The organism is Mesorhizobium sp. M0048 (assembly GCF_040323405.1).
Lineage (GTDB): Bacteria > Pseudomonadota > Alphaproteobacteria > Rhizobiales > Rhizobiaceae > Mesorhizobium.
The window spans coordinates 114,666-132,355 of record NZ_JAMYUV010000010.1; the positions used below are offsets into that span (position 1 = coordinate 114,666).

A 17,690-nucleotide genomic window follows, 5' to 3' on the forward strand; every position below is an offset into this window, starting at 1 on the left:
GAGAGGGACGCCAAGACTGGCGGTTGCTTGGTTGCCTGCCGGACCTGAAACTGTGACTCGTCTTCGCCATCCCAGCCGTCGATAACGAACTGATCGACATCACAAGGATTTAGCCCCTGTTCCGCCAAAGCGGCGACAATTGCGTCGAGATTATCGATGGTTTGATAACGCGGATTGTTGTGCCGCTTTTCCTGCTCAACGCAGAAGACGAGCCGTCCATCCTCGACAAGGGCGATCGCCCCATCATGGGTCAGCTTGGTACCACAGATGCGCATAGTGTCTCCACGTTAACGGCGATAGATTCGATTGATCAGGAAGCGGAAAGCGGGTTCCGGAAACGGACGAGCAAGCAGTCTTCGTTGACCGACTCGCCCCGACACTCAAGACGCTCTACCTCGATCAACGTTTCGTTCAGCATGGCGATGACCGGCTCAGCACCAGCGGCGTGACCCCAGCGACGGCAATTAGCATCCCTTGCCGATCCGAAGATCAGATGCCCGCCTGGCGCAAGCACCCGCACCAGGTTTTTGACGGCCGCGCGCATCTCGGCTATGTCTTCGAGGTAGTATAGGACCTCCGCCACAACGATCAGGTCAAACAACTCGTCGGTCGAAAACTGTTGAACATCGGAGACTATCCAGTTGATGCGCGACGGCTCCTTTATCCGTTGACGTGCTCGAGCAATCGCTTGCGCCACGACATCGATGACGGTGAGCCCTTGGCAGTAGGGGGCTAGTTTTTCCGTGAATGCGCCGGCAGCGCACCCGACTTCGAGGGCATTTGTAATGGAGCCTTGGGCAAGCGCCAGCTGGAGCATTTGCGTGTGGCGCTCCCGCTCGAACGGATTGCCGTCGAGGCGCCACGGATCGTCTGCGGCCAATTCCCGATCGAGCAACTGATGATTCATGTTCTGGGTCAAACTCGTCCACCTCTCGTCCACCTAGGTAATTAGCGATCACTCGTCGCCGCAGATGTTGCTCGACAGCGCTAATCCCGAAGAATCCGCGCAAGATTGAGCCTGCGAAGCGGAGCCGCATGCGGTGAGAATTCTGCCCTGCTTGATCCAGTGATCGGAGTTTGGGTGGGGGCCTGTTTTCCCCCAGTGTTCGATGTAGCGACAGCAGAGCTTCGCGACAGCCAATCGCTATTGCTCAATGTACACAGCGCGTAGGCCTTCAAGGGAAGTAAGAGAAAGATGTTGATGAACGTGTGCAGGGAAAAGCCGAGAAATCGAAACTGTCGAGCACGAACTGCTACCACGCTGCATCGGACCATGGTCATGGACACAATCATCAGTCCTGTCCACCAAGGCACAGTGCCTGTCAGTGCGAAATATGCGAGGCCCGTTAGTACCGATAGGGCGAGGAGTAGCGGCCCGAGATTCTGTCCGACCACGTCCAACGTGAGATAGCTATTGAGGCCGGGCAGCAAGCGCAGCCCAAGCAGCGTGTCCCGGAATGTGCTTCGTGCCCAACGGAGTTGTTGGCGCAGATACGGTCCGAGTCTGTTCGGAACGACTGTGGCCGCGATGGCGCCCGGAACGTACTCGGTTCGAAAGCCTGCTTTCAGCATGAGGATAGTGAGATGGCGATCCTCCCCGAAGTCGCTTGGCTTGCCCCGAAAAAATTGCGACTCGTACTGGTCCAGTAACAAAAGGAGCGCAGACCGGCGGTACATGGCACATGGGCCGCAACAGCACATAACGGCACCGAAGCGAGCCTGTGCCGCGCGCTCCTCGTTGCAAGCCAGCCAGTACTCCATGTCTATCAGCCTGGTCAGCCAGCTCTCGCTCCGGTTACTGGCAATCAACTGACCCATGACTGCGCCGACCGCTGGATCTCGCATCTTCGGTACAAGCTTGGTGATGACGTCGGACGCGAGTATCGTGTCTGAATCAACGTTAAGCACCAAATCCCCGGATGAGCGGCGTATCGCGGCGATCTGCGCCTTGCGCTTTCCAACATTCTCGGGAAGCAAAATGATGTCGAACCTAGGGTCGCGCGCGTAGGTTTCGTGGACAGTTCCTACGGCTTCGCGATTTCCAGAACCGTCATCAACCACATAGACCCGAAGTCTTCCGGCGTATTCTTGGTCTGCAATGGAAGCCAGGCACTCTGAAAGCGTGCGCGGATCCTCGTTGAAGCAGGGGACGATGACATCCACGCTGGGCAGTTGATCGGAGCCGACGAGATCCTCCAACGCCGATGAGTCGTTTGTCGGCAGAGCATAAATCCCCTGCATGCTCTTATAAGCAGTCGAGAGCAGTGCATAAAGCGAAATGGCCACAGTGCTGGTTGTACCAAGAAGAGTCATGGGATCTCGTTTGTTCAGTGATGTTGAGGAAGTGAGCGGATTACAAATCCGCGCTCATGAAGTGCTGGAATCAGACGGGACAGCGCCGTGACCGTCTGGTCGCGCAGACCGGCGTGAGCGCCCTGGCTCAACTCGCCGGGAGGGCATCCGTCGTGCAAGAGTACGATTGCGCCCGGCCGGACAGAGGCGAGCACGGTATCGATAATCGCGTCGACCCCAGGGCGAGACCAATCTCGAGGGTCGACGGACCAATGGAGGGCCGTCAGCCCGGCGATCTGTGACGCTGTGAAGACTTCTTCGCTCCAGGCGCCGTAGGGCGCGCGAATATAGCGCACCGAGGCCTGAGGGCACGCCCTCATGATGGCGCCGTTCCCTTCAAAGATCTCACGTTGCACTTCGCCGAAGCCGCATTTGTACAGATCCGGATGAGTCATCGTGTGGTTGCCTAGCTCGTGCCCTTCTGCAAACATTCGTTGGATTAGATCCGGGTGCTCTAAGGCGTAGGCGCCGATGACGAAGAAAGTCGCCGGCACCCGCTGCTCTGCCAACACATCCAGAATCTCCGGTGTGAAAAGTGGATTGGGACCGTCGTCAAACGTCAGATAAACGCTGCGACGGCCGGTGCCGTCAGAGCACTCACGGCGCACTTCGTACAAGCAATCGGGACGGCTCATAGCTCTGGTCCGTTCCGATCGATCATCGTGCCCGTGGGCCATTCGCTGATCGGCCGTCCAACTGGCAGAACAATGGTGAGTGCGTCATCAATGCGTGTGGGCGGCAGGTCGAGGCGCGCCTCTGGTCGGGTGGAGCGCACGCGAATTCCCGACAAGACGGCCAAAGGGCTGTATCGCCGCCCGAACCTCTCAACATGATTCCGCAGCGCGTGCCGGACGGTTCCGAAAGCGAATGGAACGCCAAGCTCCTGCAGTATTGGAAGCACGACATGGATTGAATGGGCGATTCCGAGACTCTCAAGATCCGGACGTACCCCGTACAGGCCCAGCTCAGCCACCAACAGATCGACCGCGTCAACCTTGATGAAACGGCGCAGTATGCCCATGTGAGCCGCTACACCGTTCGAATCATAGGCGATTGCGCGGAGTTCAGGCCTGGCGCCCGCCCAGCTTCGACTACCTTCGAACGGTTCTGCGTTGGACGCCCCAGTCGGCCCGTAGGTATTACGAAAGAACTGGGCGAGCTCGACGTGGTCCGAGAGCTGCAACTCGTTTTCCCAGCACAATTTCCACTGCACCTGAGGGCGCATTCAGGACCTCTCTTCAAAATAGTTTCTTGCGGGCCGCATTACCCGGCCAAAGCGGCGGCGTTGTTGGCTGCACTCAACCGTTGTCGTTAGCGAAGGTGAGCCAGCCGGTGGGGCTCGCCAATGAGCTCTCTCGATGTTCCCGCCCGTCGCGGCGCCGTCGATTTGAGCTTGACGTCGGTCATTTACGTTCCTCTAATGCATGGTTCGTAAATTCGTAAAATTGATTGTTTAGATGATGCCCATCCACACGCTGGATAGATCAGGATATGCGGTTTAAGGGGCTGGATCTGAATCTCCTCGTTGTGCTGGACGCTCTGATCAGGGAGCGTAAAGTCACTGCCGCGGCCAACAGTATTAACCTGAGCCAGCCGGCCATGAGCGCCGCCGTCGCTCGGTTACGCGCCTACTTCAGCAATGAGCTATTTACGATGAACGGCCGCGAGCTCATTTTGACACCGCGCGCGGAGGGGCTTGCCCCAGCAGTCCGGGACGCATTGCTGCACATCCAGCTATCGATTATTTCCTCCGACGCCTTTAACCCAGCCCAATCGGATCGTCTCTTCCGAATCATGCTTTCCGATTACCTCACGCTCGTGCTTTTTAAGAGGATCGTAGAGCGTACTGCGCGGGAAGCTCCCGCCGTCCGCTTCGAATGTCTGCCTATTTGCGACGACCCCGAGGAGCTTCTCCGGCGCGGCGACGTTGATTTTCTGATTATGCCGGAAGTGTTCATGTCGAAACATCCTCGCGCAGCCCTGTTCGAAGATATGCTCGTATGCGTAGGCTGCGGCACGAACAAGCAGCTGTCAGAGCCACTTACATTCGAGCGATACTTGTCGATGGGGCATGTCGTGCTCAAATTCAGGCACACCCGGCAGCCCACCATGGAGGAGTGGTATTTGCTCGAGCACGGTTTCGAGAGACGTATCGAGGTCGTCGTACAGGGCTTTAGCCTGATCGCGCCCGTCATATCAGGCACCAACCGCATCGGGACCATGCCCTTACGGCTGGCGCAGCATTTCGCAAAAACAACACCCCTGCGGATTGTCGGACTTCCGCCGCCACTTCCTCATCCCGCATTCACGGAGGCCGTCCAATGGCCCGCACTTCACAATACTGATCCGGCAAGCCTGTGGATGCGGGAAATGATGTTGCAGGAGGCATCTCGCCTGGCGCCTTTGCTTGAAAGCTATTGAGCGTCTCGGGCTTCCTGGAGGCGGTCGCGATCGCGTAGGAGCGGTTGCCATTCGGGCGTCAGGCCTTTGGCCCGGCAGAGCGGCGCAGTCCTTGGAGTACGAGGGCCAGGAACGAGCAGAACACATGCCCGGGTTGGTGCTGAGTTGACTGCCGCCTCCGATTTCGCGTGCGAAGTCCCAGAAGATGTCTAGCCCCACTCAAATGCCAACTTTGCCGGCCTTGCCGCGGCTTTTCACGCGCGGCCAGGCGAGGAGATGCCGGTCGACGAGGTCAATCCCAATGGACTGTGCCGGCCTCGCTCGGCTACTGGCGTAAGGCATCCTTGACGACACCGCCCTGCACCGACAACGTCGAGATGTTGGCAATGAAGCCGGTCGCGATTGACGCTGCGGATGTAGGCAATTTACCTCGCGCTTCCGCCTGAACGCGTGGCCGATCCGTTCACCCAATTGGCGCTTCATCCTGGGCCGCGGCTGAGGCCTGTGGGGTGCGGCTACCCCGCGTGGATGGGATCATCAATCAACTTTCTCTCATTTATGAAAGGAAACTTCCCCGCTTACGATAGAAGCCATCAGTTTCATATATTTTCCGGCAGATGAATGTCGAAGGGCAGAAATGTCTGTCCTGGTGTTTCAGCAGTGCCGGTCTCGATAGCCCGCGTCATCAGCGTTATCAGCTCCTGGGAAAGCCGGCGCATTGGCGTGGCGACCGCCATCGTGATGATGTTATCTGCGAGTGCCGCCCGAGATTCCGGCGTGATTTCATTCACGATCGCGACGAGATCGCGACTTTTGCCCTCTTCCCGGACCGCGGAGATGGCGCCCTCCATCCCGCCGCCGGCGACATAGAAGCCGACGAGCTCGGGTTCCCGCTGCATGAGATCAAGCGTTGCCTCGTAGGTGACCTGCCGTTTCTCCAGGTTCACAAGCGGATCGAGCACCTCGAACGTCGGCGCGTTCTCACGGCAATAGGAGCGAAAGCCGACGTCACGGAGCTCGTGCCCCTGGAAACGATGGCTACCGACAAACACCGCCACCTTGCCGGGCCGTTTTGCGACCTTGGACACCATCCAAGCGGCCGTGCGCCCCACCTTGCGGTTGTTGAGGCCGATATAGCCCTGTCGCACGCCGGCGGCGAAGTCGGAAAGCAGCGAGAAAACCGGAATGCCTTTGGCCTTGAGGTCCTCAACCGCTGCCGTAATTTTCGGGTGGTCCGGTGCCACCATCGCGATCGCATGGCAGCGTGCGCCCAAATCCTTGAGCGGTGTGATTAGGTCGCTCGGCATATGTGACGGGGCGAATTGGATGAGCGGAATGCCGTGGAAGGACTGGGCCAAATTGACCGACGCTTCGACCTCGCGCGCAAAGTCTTGGTAGAAATGCTGGGCCGGTTTTCTCAAGATGAAGCCCAGACGGTAGCACGGTAGGTCTCGCCGCAAGCGCTGCTTGATGAGCCCGGCAGCATGATAGCGGATCGCGTGGGCGGCGTCGTGGACCCGCCGCGCGGTCTCCTCGCGCACCGGATGGCGGGCGTTCAGAACCCGATCGACCGTTGCTACGCTGACTCGGGCTTCGCGGGCGAGATCGGCAATTGTGGGGCGCTTGGTCATGGGTCCTATTCTGATTGGTTTTGACGCAGGCTGGCTCTCTGTCACCTAGCGCGATTCGACAATGGTTTCGGGTGGGCAAAGTGAAGACGCCCGCATACTGAATGATCGACAGCGTATTGGACTACTCCAGACGTAGACCGGCCGGGTATAACGGAAGGTTCATTCGCTTAGGGCGGCGACGATTTGCACTCACACATTTAGCGCTTCTGATACATGGTCCGTGAGGCGCCGTTTAGAGCCTGCGAGTCGATCGTTCAGGTCATGTGACCAGCTTGGCGAAACCGGTCGCGGTGCGTCGCCCTTACTCGGCGGAGGATAGCCGGTTTGATGCCTCGGCAAGCTGATGACCGCAGAAGGCGGCTTTCATCTGCGCTCGGTCCAATTCTCCTTCCCAGCGGGCAACGACGAGGGATGCCACTGCGTTGCCGACGCAATTCGTCAACGCCCGGCATTCGGACATGAAGCGGTCGATGCCGAGTATCAGTGCCATCCCAGCAACGGGAACACTCGGAACTACGGCGAGCGTAGCAGCCAGGGTGATGAAGCCCGCACCTGTTACACCTGCAGCGCCCTTGGAGGAAAGCATCGCAACGAGCAGCAGCAGCACCTGATCGCCGATTGACAGATCCGTGTTCGTCGCCTGTGCGATGAAGAGGGCCGCCAGGGTCATGTAGATATTCGTGCCGTCCAGATTGAACGAATATCCGGCCGGGATGACGAGACCCACAACCGAACGCCTGGCGCCCGCCTTCTCCATCTTCTGCATGAGCGAGGGGAGCGCGGCCTCCGAGGAGGACGTTGCGAGCACAAGCAGCAGCTCTTCCTTGATGTAGCGAATGAGAGAAAAGATCGAAAAGCCGTTGTAGCGGCAGACCGCGCCGAGAACCCCGAACACGAAGAGGAAGGCGGTGAAATAAAACGTCGCGACCAGCATCGCGAGGTTGACGACCGAACCGATGCCATATCTGCCGATGGTGAAGGCCATTGCGCCGAAAGCGCCGATCGGCGCGGCTTTCATCAGAATGCCAACGAGCTTGAAGACAGGCGCGATGAGCGCCTGAAGGAAGGAAACGACAGGCTTGCCCGTCTCTCCGGCCATCGCGAGCGCCATGCCGAACAGAACCGAGAAGAACAGCACCTGCAGGATGTCGCCTTCCGCGAAGGCACCGACAATCGTTGGCGGGATGATGTTCATCAGGAAGCCGGTGACCGACTGCTCGTGGGCCTTTGCGGCATAGGTATTCACGGCCTGGACATCGAGCGAGGCCGGATCGATGTTGAGGCCGGCGCCAGGCTGGACGACATTGGCGACGATGAGGCCGACGATCAGCGCCAGCGTCGAGAAGGTGAGGAAATAGACCATTGCCTTGCCGGCGACCCGGCCGACCTTGTGAAGATCGTTCATGCCGGCAATGCCGGTCGCAATTGTCAGGAAGATGACAGGCGCGATGATCATCTTGACCAGCTTGATGAAGGCATCACCCAGCGGCTTCAGGCTCTCGCCGGTCCCTGGATAGAAATAGCCAATTGCGACGCCTAGGGCGATGGCGGCAAGCACCTGCGCGTAAAGCTTGGCATAGAAGGGTTTGCGGGGCGCGGGACTCGCGCCGCGGACTTGTGCAGCTGACACTGTTTCTCTCTCCCTGACCGGATCGAGGTGGCGTGACTTCTCCCGGGCTTCTCCCTATCGCGGCGCTCCGGTCGAACGCTGCACCAACGCCGCCGCAATACCCATGCCAAATGGATCCGCATGACCTGAACTGACGTTGGGCTCGCCAATGATGGGATGAATGCGGTGGCACAAGACGGGAATGACAAGGCCGCCGTCCAGCACGCGCTTGATGTTCTCCGGCAGATTGCCGGTCGATCTCTCTGGCTTGCGGTTTTGCTGCACATCGTGGCGGGCTCCTCGGTTTGCCGACTTTGGGAAGGGCCGCATCGCTGGCACCAGGGCGCAGAATTGCCGTGTTCTTTGCCGCGCTCCCGCTGCAGCGACAGCTTGAAAGCGACGTCGAGACGTAGGGATTGACGCCGCTGGTGCTGACCGCGACGATGCGGTTCAGAAGTTCCGAGCACCGCCGAGAAAGCCGCGCTCGACCGCCACCTTCGCGCCTTCACACGCGACGCCGCCGCCTTATCTGCGTCATCAATATCGAGGAAATGGCGGTTGCCGCGACCGACCAGTGTCGTCGGCAGTGATTATCGCTCCCGCCCCTGGTTCGCAGGCGCTGGTGACTGGCACGGCCCGGCAACTCGGCGCGGTCAGCCGCTCGGGCACCGCATCGCCGGCGCCGTATTTCTCTCGTTCAACATCGCCGACAAAAATTAGAACTGATGAATTCTATCATAGGCCGCGAGGTTTCCTTTCACGAATGAAAGAAAGCTCGATTGACTATCCCGCCTCGCTCCAGTCTTTTGAAAATCAACGTGTGGTTGCCCCCGTGCAAGCCGAGAACGTGGCCAAGCTTCGTGGAGGGAGAGCCAAGCGATGCGTCAGGGGTCGACCCGCTTTGTACTCGACCACACGGCGGTGGCACGAGTTCACGTCAGAGCATTTTCGCGCTTGCCCGCGACGTCGCGGGCGCACATGCCGCCGGCATGCATTTCATGGCGCGAGATCGAGGATCACATGCACCACAACATTCCCAAATCAGAACAAAATGCCAGCGAGTGCCGCATTTCGCTTCCGGATGCGAAAAGGGGTTACCCAAACTCCGAGACGAACACCGCGGTCCCTTTTGTGCCATCGCACGAGCACGCGCTTATCGGCATCTTCGAAATATCGAAAGTACTCACCGACCCCGCCCGGCTCGAAGTCACGTTGGCCAAGGTCGTCGATCTCCTGCCCTCGTTTGTGCAGATGCGGCACGGCATCATCGCTCTCTTCGACGCTGAGGGCGCACTGGACATCACCGTAGTCACCGGCTGCGACGAGAACAGCGATGAGCGCTCCCGGATGCGCCTGCCGCGCAAGGCAATCGACCTGATTGTGACGACGGACACGCCGCTCGTCGCCGAGAACATAGCGGTGCATTCGGCCTTCACTGCCGCTGACATAGAGGTGCTTGGGGCCTCCGACACCGTGTCCTTCATCGGCGTTCCCATTCGTGTTGATGGGAACGCCGTAGGCACGCTGACTATCGACCGTGCCTTGGACAGCAGGTCAATGTATCGGCTCGATTATGATGTCCGGCTGCTCACCATGATAGCCAACATGGTGGGACAGACAGTCAAGTTGCACCGCTTCTCCGCGGGCGACCGCGAACGACCGACGGAGGTGGAAGATCGGCTGCAAACGCAATTCTCTGATGTCAAGCACCCTGCACCGCAGCGCAAGAAGGTTCACGTCAAGGGAATGATTGGCGATAGTCCGGCGCTAAGCGCGCTGCTCGAGAAGATCGCAGTGGTAGCTAAGGCAAAGACCACGGTTCTGTTGCGAGGCGAATCCGGTACCGGGAAGGAGCTGGTCGCCAAGGCAATTCACGAGTTGTCGCCGCGCGCCAAGCGGCCCTTCATCAAACTCAATTGTGCAGCGCTGCCAGAGACAGTCCTGGAATCCGAATTGTTCGGTCATGAGAAGGGTGCCTTCACAAGCGCGTTCAATTCCCGCAAGGGCCGCTTTGAGCTCGCCGACAAGGGGACGTTGTTTCTGGATGAGATCGGCGAGATCTCGGCCTCCTTCCAGGCAAAGCTACTGCGCGTGCTGCAGGAGCAGGAGTTTGAGCGCGTCGGCAGCAACCAGACCATCAAGGTCGACGTTCGCGTGATTGCCGCCACGAACAGGAACCTTGAAGAGGCGGTTGCAAGGAATGAGTTCCGCGCCGACCTATATTATCGCATCAACGTGGTTCCCTTGCTGGTGCCGGCATTACGCCAAAGGCGCAGCGATATTCCGCTCCTCGCAGCTGAGTTTCTCAAGAATTTCAACGATGAGAACGGCCGTACGCTGACCTTCGATGCGCGTGCGATTGAAGTACTGATGAAATGTGAATTTCCCGGCAACATTCGCGAGCTTGAAAATTGCGTGCACCGGACAGCGATCCTGGCGGAGGGACGATCAATCGGGAGAAACGACTTTGCGTGCTCCCACGACCAATGCTTTGCCGAGGCGCTGCGGAAGAGCAGATCGGGCAAGGCCGCGCTGCAACCAGCGCCAATCCTCCCAGAGGCAGTGAATCCGGCCACGCCGCCGGATGCGGCCGCTCGTTCGGCCGCCACCACAGTCCCGCCTGCCGGAGCAACCCACTCATTGGGCGCGAGGACCACCGACGCCGAGCGCGTCATTGCTGCCATGGAAAGATGTGGCTGGGTGCAGGCAAAGGCGGCGCGCCTGCTTGGACTGACCCCGCGCCAGATTGGCTACGTGCTGAGGAAATACGGCATCGAGGTCAAGCGTCTGTGAAAGCATGACTCAGGCGGATTAGCTGAGACCGCTTAGCGGCTTGGCCCGCGCAGGGATGCAGATCCGCGTCCGCGTCAAGTCGATTCGACCGAGGACAGCCTGGCCGAATTCCCGTGGCAGCCGGCGTTGCGACCATCTTGTGAAAGGCGACGCTGCCATCGTCAATCCGTCCGCCATGTTGCTCTCGTTGCGAGCTCATACGGATGCCCCTGTGCGACTGAAACGGAGATAAAATATGTCCGATGCAAAACTGCAAGCTGTGCTTTCGTCTCTTCCGCAAGGGACGCGACAGTTAGATGCTCTGCCGTCCAACGGACCAGCGCCGGACAAAAGTTTTGTCAAGCTGAATACGAATGAGAACCCGTTTCCGTTGCCGCCAATCATAATGCAAAGTGCAGTGGCGGCCCTCAATCGCCAGTATCTGTATCCGGACGACGATAACATCAGCTTGAGGGAAGCAGCGTCCAATACCTATGGCGTATCCACGGATCAGGTCATCGCAGGCAACGGGTCGTCTGAACTGCTCGGACTCATCTACAGAGCTTTCCTCGCCCCTGGCGACAAGGTGGCGATGATATCGCCAGGGTTTTCGTTCAACCGCAAACTTGCCATGTTGCATGGTGCTGAGTTTCTCGAGATCGGATGTCAAACTCATTCGCTGCCAATGGAGCAATTGCTTTCCGGTCCGGCAAAAGACGCCAAGTTCATTCTGGTGGCCAATCCAAACAATCCGACCGGAACATTCCTCTCGATAAGCAATATCGAACGCCTCGTGGCACAATCGGATCGCCTGGTCGTCCTTGATGAGGCCTATGTCGACTTTGCACCCGATCACGGGCTGCGCCTCATCAACCGTTATTCGAACCTTCTGATCTTGAGAACATTTTCGAAGAGCTATGCCGCCGCCGGCATTCGCGTCGGTTTCGGTTTCGGTCACCCTGAGATTATTGGCAGGCTGCGCAACATCCAGAACGTCTTCAACATGAACGTGATCGGGCATGCGGTTGGTATCAGCGTGCTTGCGCATCGCGGCGCCTACGCAGAGAACCACAAGCACATCAGACATGAACGACAGCGAGTGACAGCCGCACTGTCGCAACTTGGATTTTCCGTAACGCCCTCCCACGCAAATTTCCTGCTAGCCCGTGTGCCAGCGGGACAGGACGGCTCATGGTGGCAAGCAGCCTTGGAAAGGCAAAAGATACTCGTTGCCTACTTTCCGGACAATGGTTTGGAACATTGCATCCGCGTCAGCATCGGCACAAAAGAGCAATTGGATGCATTTCTTGCTGCCGCTCGCGATATAGTTGGAAGCTTAAACATACCAAGCACCACGGGCAGGGGAGCGTCAGGCTCTGCTCGTTCGGTACGCTGACGCTAATCCGATATCACACATTGCTATCTTTAGACTTGCTTGGTCACCCAAGCACGACAACATTTTTCTTTAAAATCAGGGACAATATCGAGTGACAAACGTCTTTCCTTCAAACCTAGCCTTCGGCATCTTCGATCATCTGGACGAGGACGGCCTCGATATCGCCCGGCAGTACGAAGATCGCCTGATATTAGCAGAGGCGTGCGATCAGCTAGGGTTCTATGCCTATCATCTCGCAGAGCACCACTGTACCCCCCATGGGAGAGGTCCATCGCCGAATCTGTTCTTATCGAGCGTCGCCCAGCGCACCCGGCGCCTGCGTCTCGGACCCTTGGTGATGCTGCTTGCGCTTTATCATCCGCTGCGTGCGTTCGAAGAGATCTGTATGCTGGACCAGTTGAGCGGTGGCAGGCTCGAACTGGGCATAGGGCGCGGTGCTCTCCCGATCGAATTGGGTTACTTCGGGATTGGTGCGGACGCGGTGCCGGGCCGCTATGCGGAAGCCAGCGAAATTCTTGTTGAAATACTTGTTAATGCCATGAAGGTTGGCACGCTGTGCTATCAGGGCCGCCATTTTGAGCTCAATGACGTTCCTTTGACGCTAAGACCTCATCAGCGTCCACATCCGCCGACATGGGTCGCCGCCAATCGACCCGAGTCCGCAGCCTGGGCCGCTGCGAATGGAGCAAATATCGCGTGTGTAGGACCTTCCTCTTCTGTTCGCAAAACTACTGATGCGTTCCGCGCCTATCAAGAGGACAACACTGGCGCGGGCAATCGAGCGCCATTTATTGGATTGCTCCGCATGGTCGTGGTTGGGCGTTGTGACACACATGCCTATTCGCTCGCGGCACCTGCTTACGAACGATGGCTCAAGAGCTTCCAATTCCTTTACGAGCTTAACGCTATCCCCACTCCACCCAACCTGCCGCTGACCTTCGATGCGGCAGTCGAGAGTGAATTGTGCGTGGTAGGATCAGCAGCGTCTGTGCGAGAAGCTCTGCTCAGTCAGTTGGAAGAGGCAGGTGCTAACTACCTTCTTTGTCAACTGGCATTTGGGAATCTGCCGCTAGATGCTTCCCTATACACCGCGACGACCATTCAATCCGAAATCATGGCTCGACTTGGCTGACCATGAAATTCGCGGTCTGATCCGAAGGTAAATCGTTGTAACAGCGCTCCCTCACATTGCTCGAGCGTGCACGTGGTGGGGATTGGGGAAATCGTGAGGGAGGCCAAACTGACGACGAGCCGGCGGCACAGATTACCAGGTTTGTACGTTGGCCGGCATCTGGGCACGGTGTGAGACTGCACGATCCTAAGGAGATGATGGCCGAGCGCGTCACGATGCCGGCACGCATCTGCTCGTCGCGCTCGCGCTAGTCGTTGCCCATAGCCCGCCGCAAGAGGTTCTTCTCGACCGGGGCGGCGCCGGTGGCGGCTCCCGCATCCAGCTTCATCAGCGGCTCGGCGGTAGCAAAGCCGTCACTCGCTACGGCGCTGTTGAGGGCGCGCTCGCGAGCGGCTTTGCTACGCCGAGCGACACCACCTGGAGCGAGTTCGCCCGATGTCGCGGCGTGCACCGCGGTCGGATAACGACGCTGGAGGAAATCGTTCGCAGCCGGTCTTCACGATCCGCGCGAGTGCTTTGCATGAATGCTGCCTGCTTCCTCGTCTGCGGCGGCCTGAGTGTCCGCCGGCACGCCCGAAGTCAATGTCAGTACCACAAGGCCGCCAAGACGTCAGGTCTGGGAGCCGGCTTGTACGGTCGTATCGTGTTCTGGAATATCGTCAAAGGAGGCGTAGTTGAGATTGTAGAGTTTGGAATACAGGCCCCCCATGGCTATTAGCTGATCGTGGTTGCCAGTCGCAATAACTTGGCCATTCTGAAGCACGATGATGCGGTCGGCACCCCGGATCGTGGCAAGACGGTGGGCGATGACGAGGCCAGTGCGCCCTTCAAGCAGCTTTATCAGAGCCTTCTGAATCTGCATTTCCGTGTAGCTGTCGATGTTGGCGGTAGCTTCGTCGAGCACGAGGATCTTGGCGTCGGCGACGAGGGCGCGGGCGAAACTGATAAGCTGGCGCTGGCCGAGAGATAAGTTGTCGCCGCGTTCGCCAAGTTGGGTCGCATACCCGTCGGCGAGGCTCATTATGAAGTCGTGGGCGCCGACCGCCTTGGCGGCCTCGATCACCTTGTCGCGCGTGGCTTCCGTCTTGTGGTATCGAATGTTCTCGAAGACCGTCCCGGTGAACAGGAACGGCTCCTGCAGCACCATGGCGACCTGGCGGCCGAGCGATTCCTGGGTGAGATCGCGCACATCATGTCCGCCGACCAGCACTTGGCCCTGCTGAACATCATAGAAGCGGTGGACCAGGGCCATCGCGCTCGATTTGCCAGAACCGCTCGGCCCGACCAGTGCGACCGTCTCGCCGGGATTGACCCGGAAGGAGACATTTTTCAGCACCGAACGGTTCGGATTGTAGCCGAAGGTGACCTCCCTGAACTCGACCGAGCCGTCCATTTCGGGCGAAAGCACCTCGGCATTGGGTTTGTCCTGAACATCGATCTTGACGTCGAGCACATCGGTCAGGCGCTTGCCTGAGGCCATGGCGCGCTGCATGACCGAATATTGCAGGGTGAGTGAGCGGATCGGGTCAAAGAAGCGCTGGATGTAAAATAGGTAGGCAACCAATACGCCCACATCTATGCGGCCATTCATGACCATCGAGCCGCCGACCACAATAACGGCGGCCATGGCGAGGCCGGTGAGGCCATCGACGATAGGCACCATGACCAGTGCATATTTGGCAGCGATCAGGTGGGTCCTGAGGTTGGCATGGGCCTTGTCGTCAAAAAGGATGAAATTCACCTGCTGGCGGTCCATTGACTGGACGGTGCGCACGCCGTGAATGGCTTCGGCCAGCGCGCCGTTGACGACGGAATTAGTCTCGTGTGCGGCCATGAAGGCGTCGCGGGCACGCGGCAGCCAGACAATGCGGACGATCACCAGGACCGGCAGAACCGAGAGCGTCAAGAGGCCGAGGCGGAAGTCGAGCCACAGCATTACGAAAACGATGCCGAAGAGAAGCGCAACATCGCCTACGGAATATACCGAGGTTTCGAGGAATTCCTGTATGGAGTTGACGTCGCCTTGCAGGCGCGACATGAGGCGTCCGACCTCGGTCTTGTCCATGAAGGAGAGCGAAACCTTCTGCAGATGGCCAAACATGGCGCGGCGGATATCGAACAGGACAGTTTCGGCCACTTTCCCAACCACGGTTTCCTGCATGTAGCCGGCAGCGAAATTGACCAAAATCGCCAAAACGAACGCGCCGACGGCCGCGAGCTGGGCTGAGCGATCGGTCCTTGCCGGGTTCATGCCCTGGTCGAGCGCGTAGCGGATGATCAACGGGATGAGAAGCTGCGTCCCGGTGAAGATCAGCATTGCTGCAATCGTGATGACTACCCTGGCCCGATAGGGACGGACGAAAGCCCAGATGCGCCGGAGGATGCTCTTGTCGAAAGCCCGGCCGAACATCTCCTCCTCGATGCGGTGCGAGCCGACAACCGCGCGCGGAGGGCGTCTACCGTCGTCACGTTCGGCTTCGACTTCGCCGGCGCGGCCCTGCGCCATCAGCGGGCGCCCCCACACTGGGTCATATTGTCATCACCCGGGCGCGTCTGGAGATCGTAAAGGGCCCTGTAGCGTCCCCGCTTCGCCAAAAGCTCTTGATGCGTGCCGCGTTCTACGATTTCGCCGTTATCGACAAAAAGGATCTGATCGGCATGCACAAGCGCACTCAGCCGGTGCGCGATGATGATCGTCACCCGATCCTTGGCGAAGCGACGCATCGCCGCGCGGATGCGCTGCTCGGTGCCGGCATCGATCGCGGCCGTTGAGTCGTCGAAAACGACGACGGAGGGGCGCAGCATCATGGTGCGAGCGATCGTGAGACGCTGGCGCTGGCCGCCAGAGAGAGAGACGCCGCGTTCGCCCACGACCGTCTCGTAGCCCGCTGGGAGCCCGAGGATGTAGTTGTGGAGCTGGGCGAATTCGCCAGCGCGTTCGATTCGCTGTCTCTTCGCCCAGGGATCGCCATAAGCGATGTTGTTCTCGATCGTGGTGGTGAATAGGAATGCATCCTGCTGTACGACGGCGACCGCCTTGCGAAGCGTCGCGAGGGTGACATTGCGTATGTCCTGGCCGTCCAGCGTGATGGCGCCACCGGTCACGTCATAAAAGCGGGGGACCAGATGAGCTATCGTCGATTTGCCCGAACCCGGCGGACCGACGATCGCGATCGTCTCGCCTCTACGGGCCTCAAAGCTGACGTTCTTCAGAATGGCGCGGTTTTCGGCGCTGGGGTACGCAAACGAGACATTGTGGAAGCGCAGAGTGCCGTCGCTTATCTCGAGCGGTCTGGCCTCGAGAGCATCCCTGATTGTGATCTCCTGGTCGAGGAGACCGAAAAGCCGCGAACCGCAGCTAGAAGCGCGGGCAAAGGCATTGACCATGAGGCCGATCTGGCGGACTGGCATTTGCAGGATTGTCATGAAGGTCAGGAAGGTCGCCACCGTTCCGACGCTTATCTCGCCAGCGACGAGCTTGCTGCCACCGATCCAGAGCACCAATCCCATTGCGAAAAAGAAGGACAAGGTCATCGCCGACGTGCTGGGCACGTAGATGTCAACTCGGTCGTGGGCGAGGTCGAGCGCGTTCTTGGAAGCGCCGTCGAACTTCAGCATCTCATAGGCTTGAGCCGCAAAAGCGCGGACCACGCGGATGCCTGCGAGATTTTCCTCCATCACGCGGCTTAGTACTGAAAGCCGCTCATGCAGGTCGAGCCAGGTGGCGCGCAGCCTAAGCTGTGTGGCCGATGAGCGCCAGGCGACAAAAGGCACGAAGCTCAGCGCGACCAGGCCGAGCATGGGATCGGTCGAGATCATCATGTAGGCGCCGATCCCGATCAGCATGGTGAGCAGGAGCACGCGAACGAGCGCGGTGGAAAAATACATCCGCACGCCTTGGAGATCGAGCATTCCGATGGTGATCAGATCGCCTGAATGGACCCGGTCGTGAAAGGAAAAGCTGAGACGCTGGATCTTGTCGTAGTAGGCGAGCCGCAGTTCGTACGCGACATGATGCCCGACGGCTTCGGCAAAATAGTTCTGCGCCATCGTGAAAAGGCCGCGTAGCGCGCTGACGGCGAGCAGCAGGAGAGCCGGGGTCCAGAGCGCTTGTCCTGCCGCGGTCCCCGCGACACCGCCCCCGATGGCTGTCTGGGTCTGGTCGACAGCCCGGCCGAGAAGCTGGGGAATGAGCAACTGGAGGATTGCCGCCATGATCGTCGAGCCCATGGCGAAGGCGACCTGCCAGGGATGCCGCAAATTCATACGCGTGATGCGCAACAGCGTACTCAAATCCCGGCCCCAGCGCGCCGCTTCCACATGGGTCAACGAATTCAGAGCGTTCGTTGCGCTGCCGATAGCATCACTGCTCACGGGTGTATTCCCGACTGCATTTTG

At 59.0% G+C, this 17,690-nt stretch carries 14 protein-coding genes and 1 pseudogene; 4 read left to right on the forward strand and 11 right to left on the reverse strand.

Features of this window, described 5'->3' with window-relative positions; translation table 11 throughout:
* Positions 1-29 precede the first annotated feature (29 nt).
* The 5 genes and pseudogenes from NKJ84_RS13140 to NKJ84_RS13160 form a co-directional block, all read right to left on the reverse strand.
* A pseudogene (locus NKJ84_RS13140) lies at positions 30-275 on the reverse strand (carbamoyltransferase N-terminal domain-containing protein); the annotation flags it as partial.
* Between the two features lie 35 nt (positions 276-310).
* The gene (nodS, locus tag NKJ84_RS13145) at positions 311-907 is read right to left on the reverse strand and encodes a nodulation methyltransferase NodS (protein WP_352450799.1); all 597 of its coding nucleotides are present in this window, start codon (positions 905-907) and stop codon (positions 311-313) included.
* 80 nt (positions 908-987) lie between these two features.
* Positions 988-2,313: a chitooligosaccharide synthase NodC gene (nodC, locus tag NKJ84_RS13150; RefSeq protein ID WP_352506786.1), complete on the reverse strand. Its 1,326-nt coding sequence runs from the start codon at positions 2,311-2,313 to the stop codon at positions 988-990.
* A gap of 14 nt (positions 2,314-2,327) precedes the next feature.
* Positions 2,328-2,987, reverse strand: a complete 660-nt coding sequence (gene nodB / locus NKJ84_RS13155) for a chitooligosaccharide deacetylase NodB (protein ID WP_352506787.1) — start codon at positions 2,985-2,987, stop codon at positions 2,328-2,330.
* A complete protein-coding gene (locus NKJ84_RS13160; protein ID WP_352483781.1) occupies positions 2,984-3,577 on the reverse strand; it encodes a NodA family N-acyltransferase in 594 nt (197 codons plus the stop codon). Before NKJ84_RS13160 ends, nodB begins: the two co-directional genes overlap by 4 nt.
* A 266-nt stretch (positions 3,578-3,843) precedes the next feature.
* On the opposite strand from NKJ84_RS13160, the gene NKJ84_RS13165 reads away from it, so the two are divergent.
* A complete protein-coding gene (locus NKJ84_RS13165) occupies positions 3,844-4,773 on the forward strand; it encodes a LysR family transcriptional regulator (protein WP_352506788.1) in 930 nt (309 codons plus the stop codon).
* A 578-nt stretch (positions 4,774-5,351) separates the two neighbouring features.
* Here the strand turns inward: NKJ84_RS13165 and NKJ84_RS13170 are convergent.
* From NKJ84_RS13170 to NKJ84_RS13180, 3 genes are all read right to left on the reverse strand, one after another.
* A complete protein-coding gene (locus NKJ84_RS13170; RefSeq protein ID WP_352506789.1) occupies positions 5,352-6,383 on the reverse strand; it encodes a LacI family DNA-binding transcriptional regulator in 1,032 nt (343 codons plus the stop codon).
* Positions 6,384-6,684: 301 nt separating this feature from the next.
* Positions 6,685-8,013, reverse strand: a complete 1,329-nt coding sequence (locus NKJ84_RS13175) for a dicarboxylate/amino acid:cation symporter (protein ID WP_352506790.1) — start codon at positions 8,011-8,013, stop codon at positions 6,685-6,687.
* A 54-nt stretch (positions 8,014-8,067) separates the two neighbouring features.
* Positions 8,068-8,277 (reverse strand): hypothetical protein, encoded by a 210-nt coding sequence (locus NKJ84_RS13180; protein WP_156937379.1) that lies wholly within the window; start codon positions 8,275-8,277, stop codon positions 8,068-8,070.
* A 735-nt stretch (positions 8,278-9,012) separates the two neighbouring features.
* Between NKJ84_RS13180 and nifA the strand changes: the two genes are divergently transcribed.
* The 3 genes from nifA (at position 9,013) to NKJ84_RS13195 (ending at position 13,292) form a co-directional block, all read left to right on the forward strand.
* Positions 9,013-10,785 carry a nif-specific transcriptional activator NifA gene (gene nifA, locus NKJ84_RS13185; RefSeq protein WP_352506791.1) on the forward strand — a complete coding sequence of 591 codons (1,773 nt, stop codon included), beginning with the start codon at positions 9,013-9,015 and terminating at the stop codon, positions 10,783-10,785.
* Positions 10,786-11,020: 235 nt separating this feature from the next.
* Complete coding sequence (hisC, locus tag NKJ84_RS13190; protein WP_023678255.1) at positions 11,021-12,160, forward strand: histidinol-phosphate transaminase; 1,140 nt, start codon at positions 11,021-11,023, stop codon at positions 12,158-12,160.
* Positions 12,161-12,251: 91 nt separating this feature from the next.
* Positions 12,252-13,292 (forward strand): LLM class flavin-dependent oxidoreductase, encoded by a 1,041-nt coding sequence (locus NKJ84_RS13195; protein ID WP_352506792.1) that lies wholly within the window; start codon positions 12,252-12,254, stop codon positions 13,290-13,292.
* A gap of 247 nt (positions 13,293-13,539) precedes the next feature.
* On the opposite strand, the gene NKJ84_RS13200 is transcribed toward NKJ84_RS13195, so the two are convergent.
* The 3 genes from NKJ84_RS13200 to NKJ84_RS13210 all read right to left on the reverse strand — a co-directional run bounded on the left by NKJ84_RS13200 (position 13,540) and on the right by NKJ84_RS13210 (position 17,666).
* Positions 13,540-13,743 carry a hypothetical protein gene (locus NKJ84_RS13200; protein WP_352457028.1) on the reverse strand — a complete coding sequence of 68 codons (204 nt, stop codon included), beginning with the start codon at positions 13,741-13,743 and terminating at the stop codon, positions 13,540-13,542.
* Positions 13,744-13,902: 159 nt separating this feature from the next.
* Positions 13,903-15,798: an ABC transporter ATP-binding protein gene (locus NKJ84_RS13205; RefSeq protein WP_352506793.1), complete on the reverse strand. Its 1,896-nt coding sequence runs from the start codon at positions 15,796-15,798 to the stop codon at positions 13,903-13,905.
* Positions 15,798-17,666 carry an ABC transporter ATP-binding protein gene (locus NKJ84_RS13210; protein WP_352506794.1) on the reverse strand — a complete coding sequence of 623 codons (1,869 nt, stop codon included), beginning with the start codon at positions 17,664-17,666 and terminating at the stop codon, positions 15,798-15,800. Before NKJ84_RS13210 ends, NKJ84_RS13205 begins: the two co-directional genes overlap by 1 nt.
* Positions 17,667-17,690: the final 24 nt, after the last annotated feature.

Bases quoted from the DNA above. Each gene is read 5' to 3' on its own strand.
- hisC (WP_023678255.1), top strand. From the start codon at position 11,021: ATGTCCGATGCAAAACTGCAAGCTGTGCTTTCGTCTCTTCCGCAAGGG.
- nifA (WP_352506791.1), top strand. From the start codon at position 9,013: ATGCACCACAACATTCCCAAATCAGAACAAAATGCCAGCGAGTGCCGC.
- nodC (WP_352506786.1), bottom strand. From the start codon at position 2,313: ATGACTCTTCTTGGTACAACCAGCACTGTGGCCATTTCGCTTTATGCA.
- NKJ84_RS13170 (WP_352506789.1), bottom strand. From the start codon at position 6,383: ATGACCAAGCGCCCCACAATTGCCGATCTCGCCCGCGAAGCCCGAGTC.
- NKJ84_RS13165 (WP_352506788.1), top strand. From the start codon at position 3,844: ATGCGGTTTAAGGGGCTGGATCTGAATCTCCTCGTTGTGCTGGACGCT.
- NKJ84_RS13205 (WP_352506793.1), bottom strand. From the start codon at position 15,798: ATGGCGCAGGGCCGCGCCGGCGAAGTCGAAGCCGAACGTGACGACGGT.
- nodS (WP_352450799.1), bottom strand. From the start codon at position 907: ATGAATCATCAGTTGCTCGATCGGGAATTGGCCGCAGACGATCCGTGG.
- NKJ84_RS13160 (WP_352483781.1), bottom strand. From the start codon at position 3,577: ATGCGCCCTCAGGTGCAGTGGAAATTGTGCTGGGAAAACGAGTTGCAG.
- nodB (WP_352506787.1), bottom strand. From the start codon at position 2,987: ATGAGCCGTCCCGATTGCTTGTACGAAGTGCGCCGTGAGTGCTCTGAC.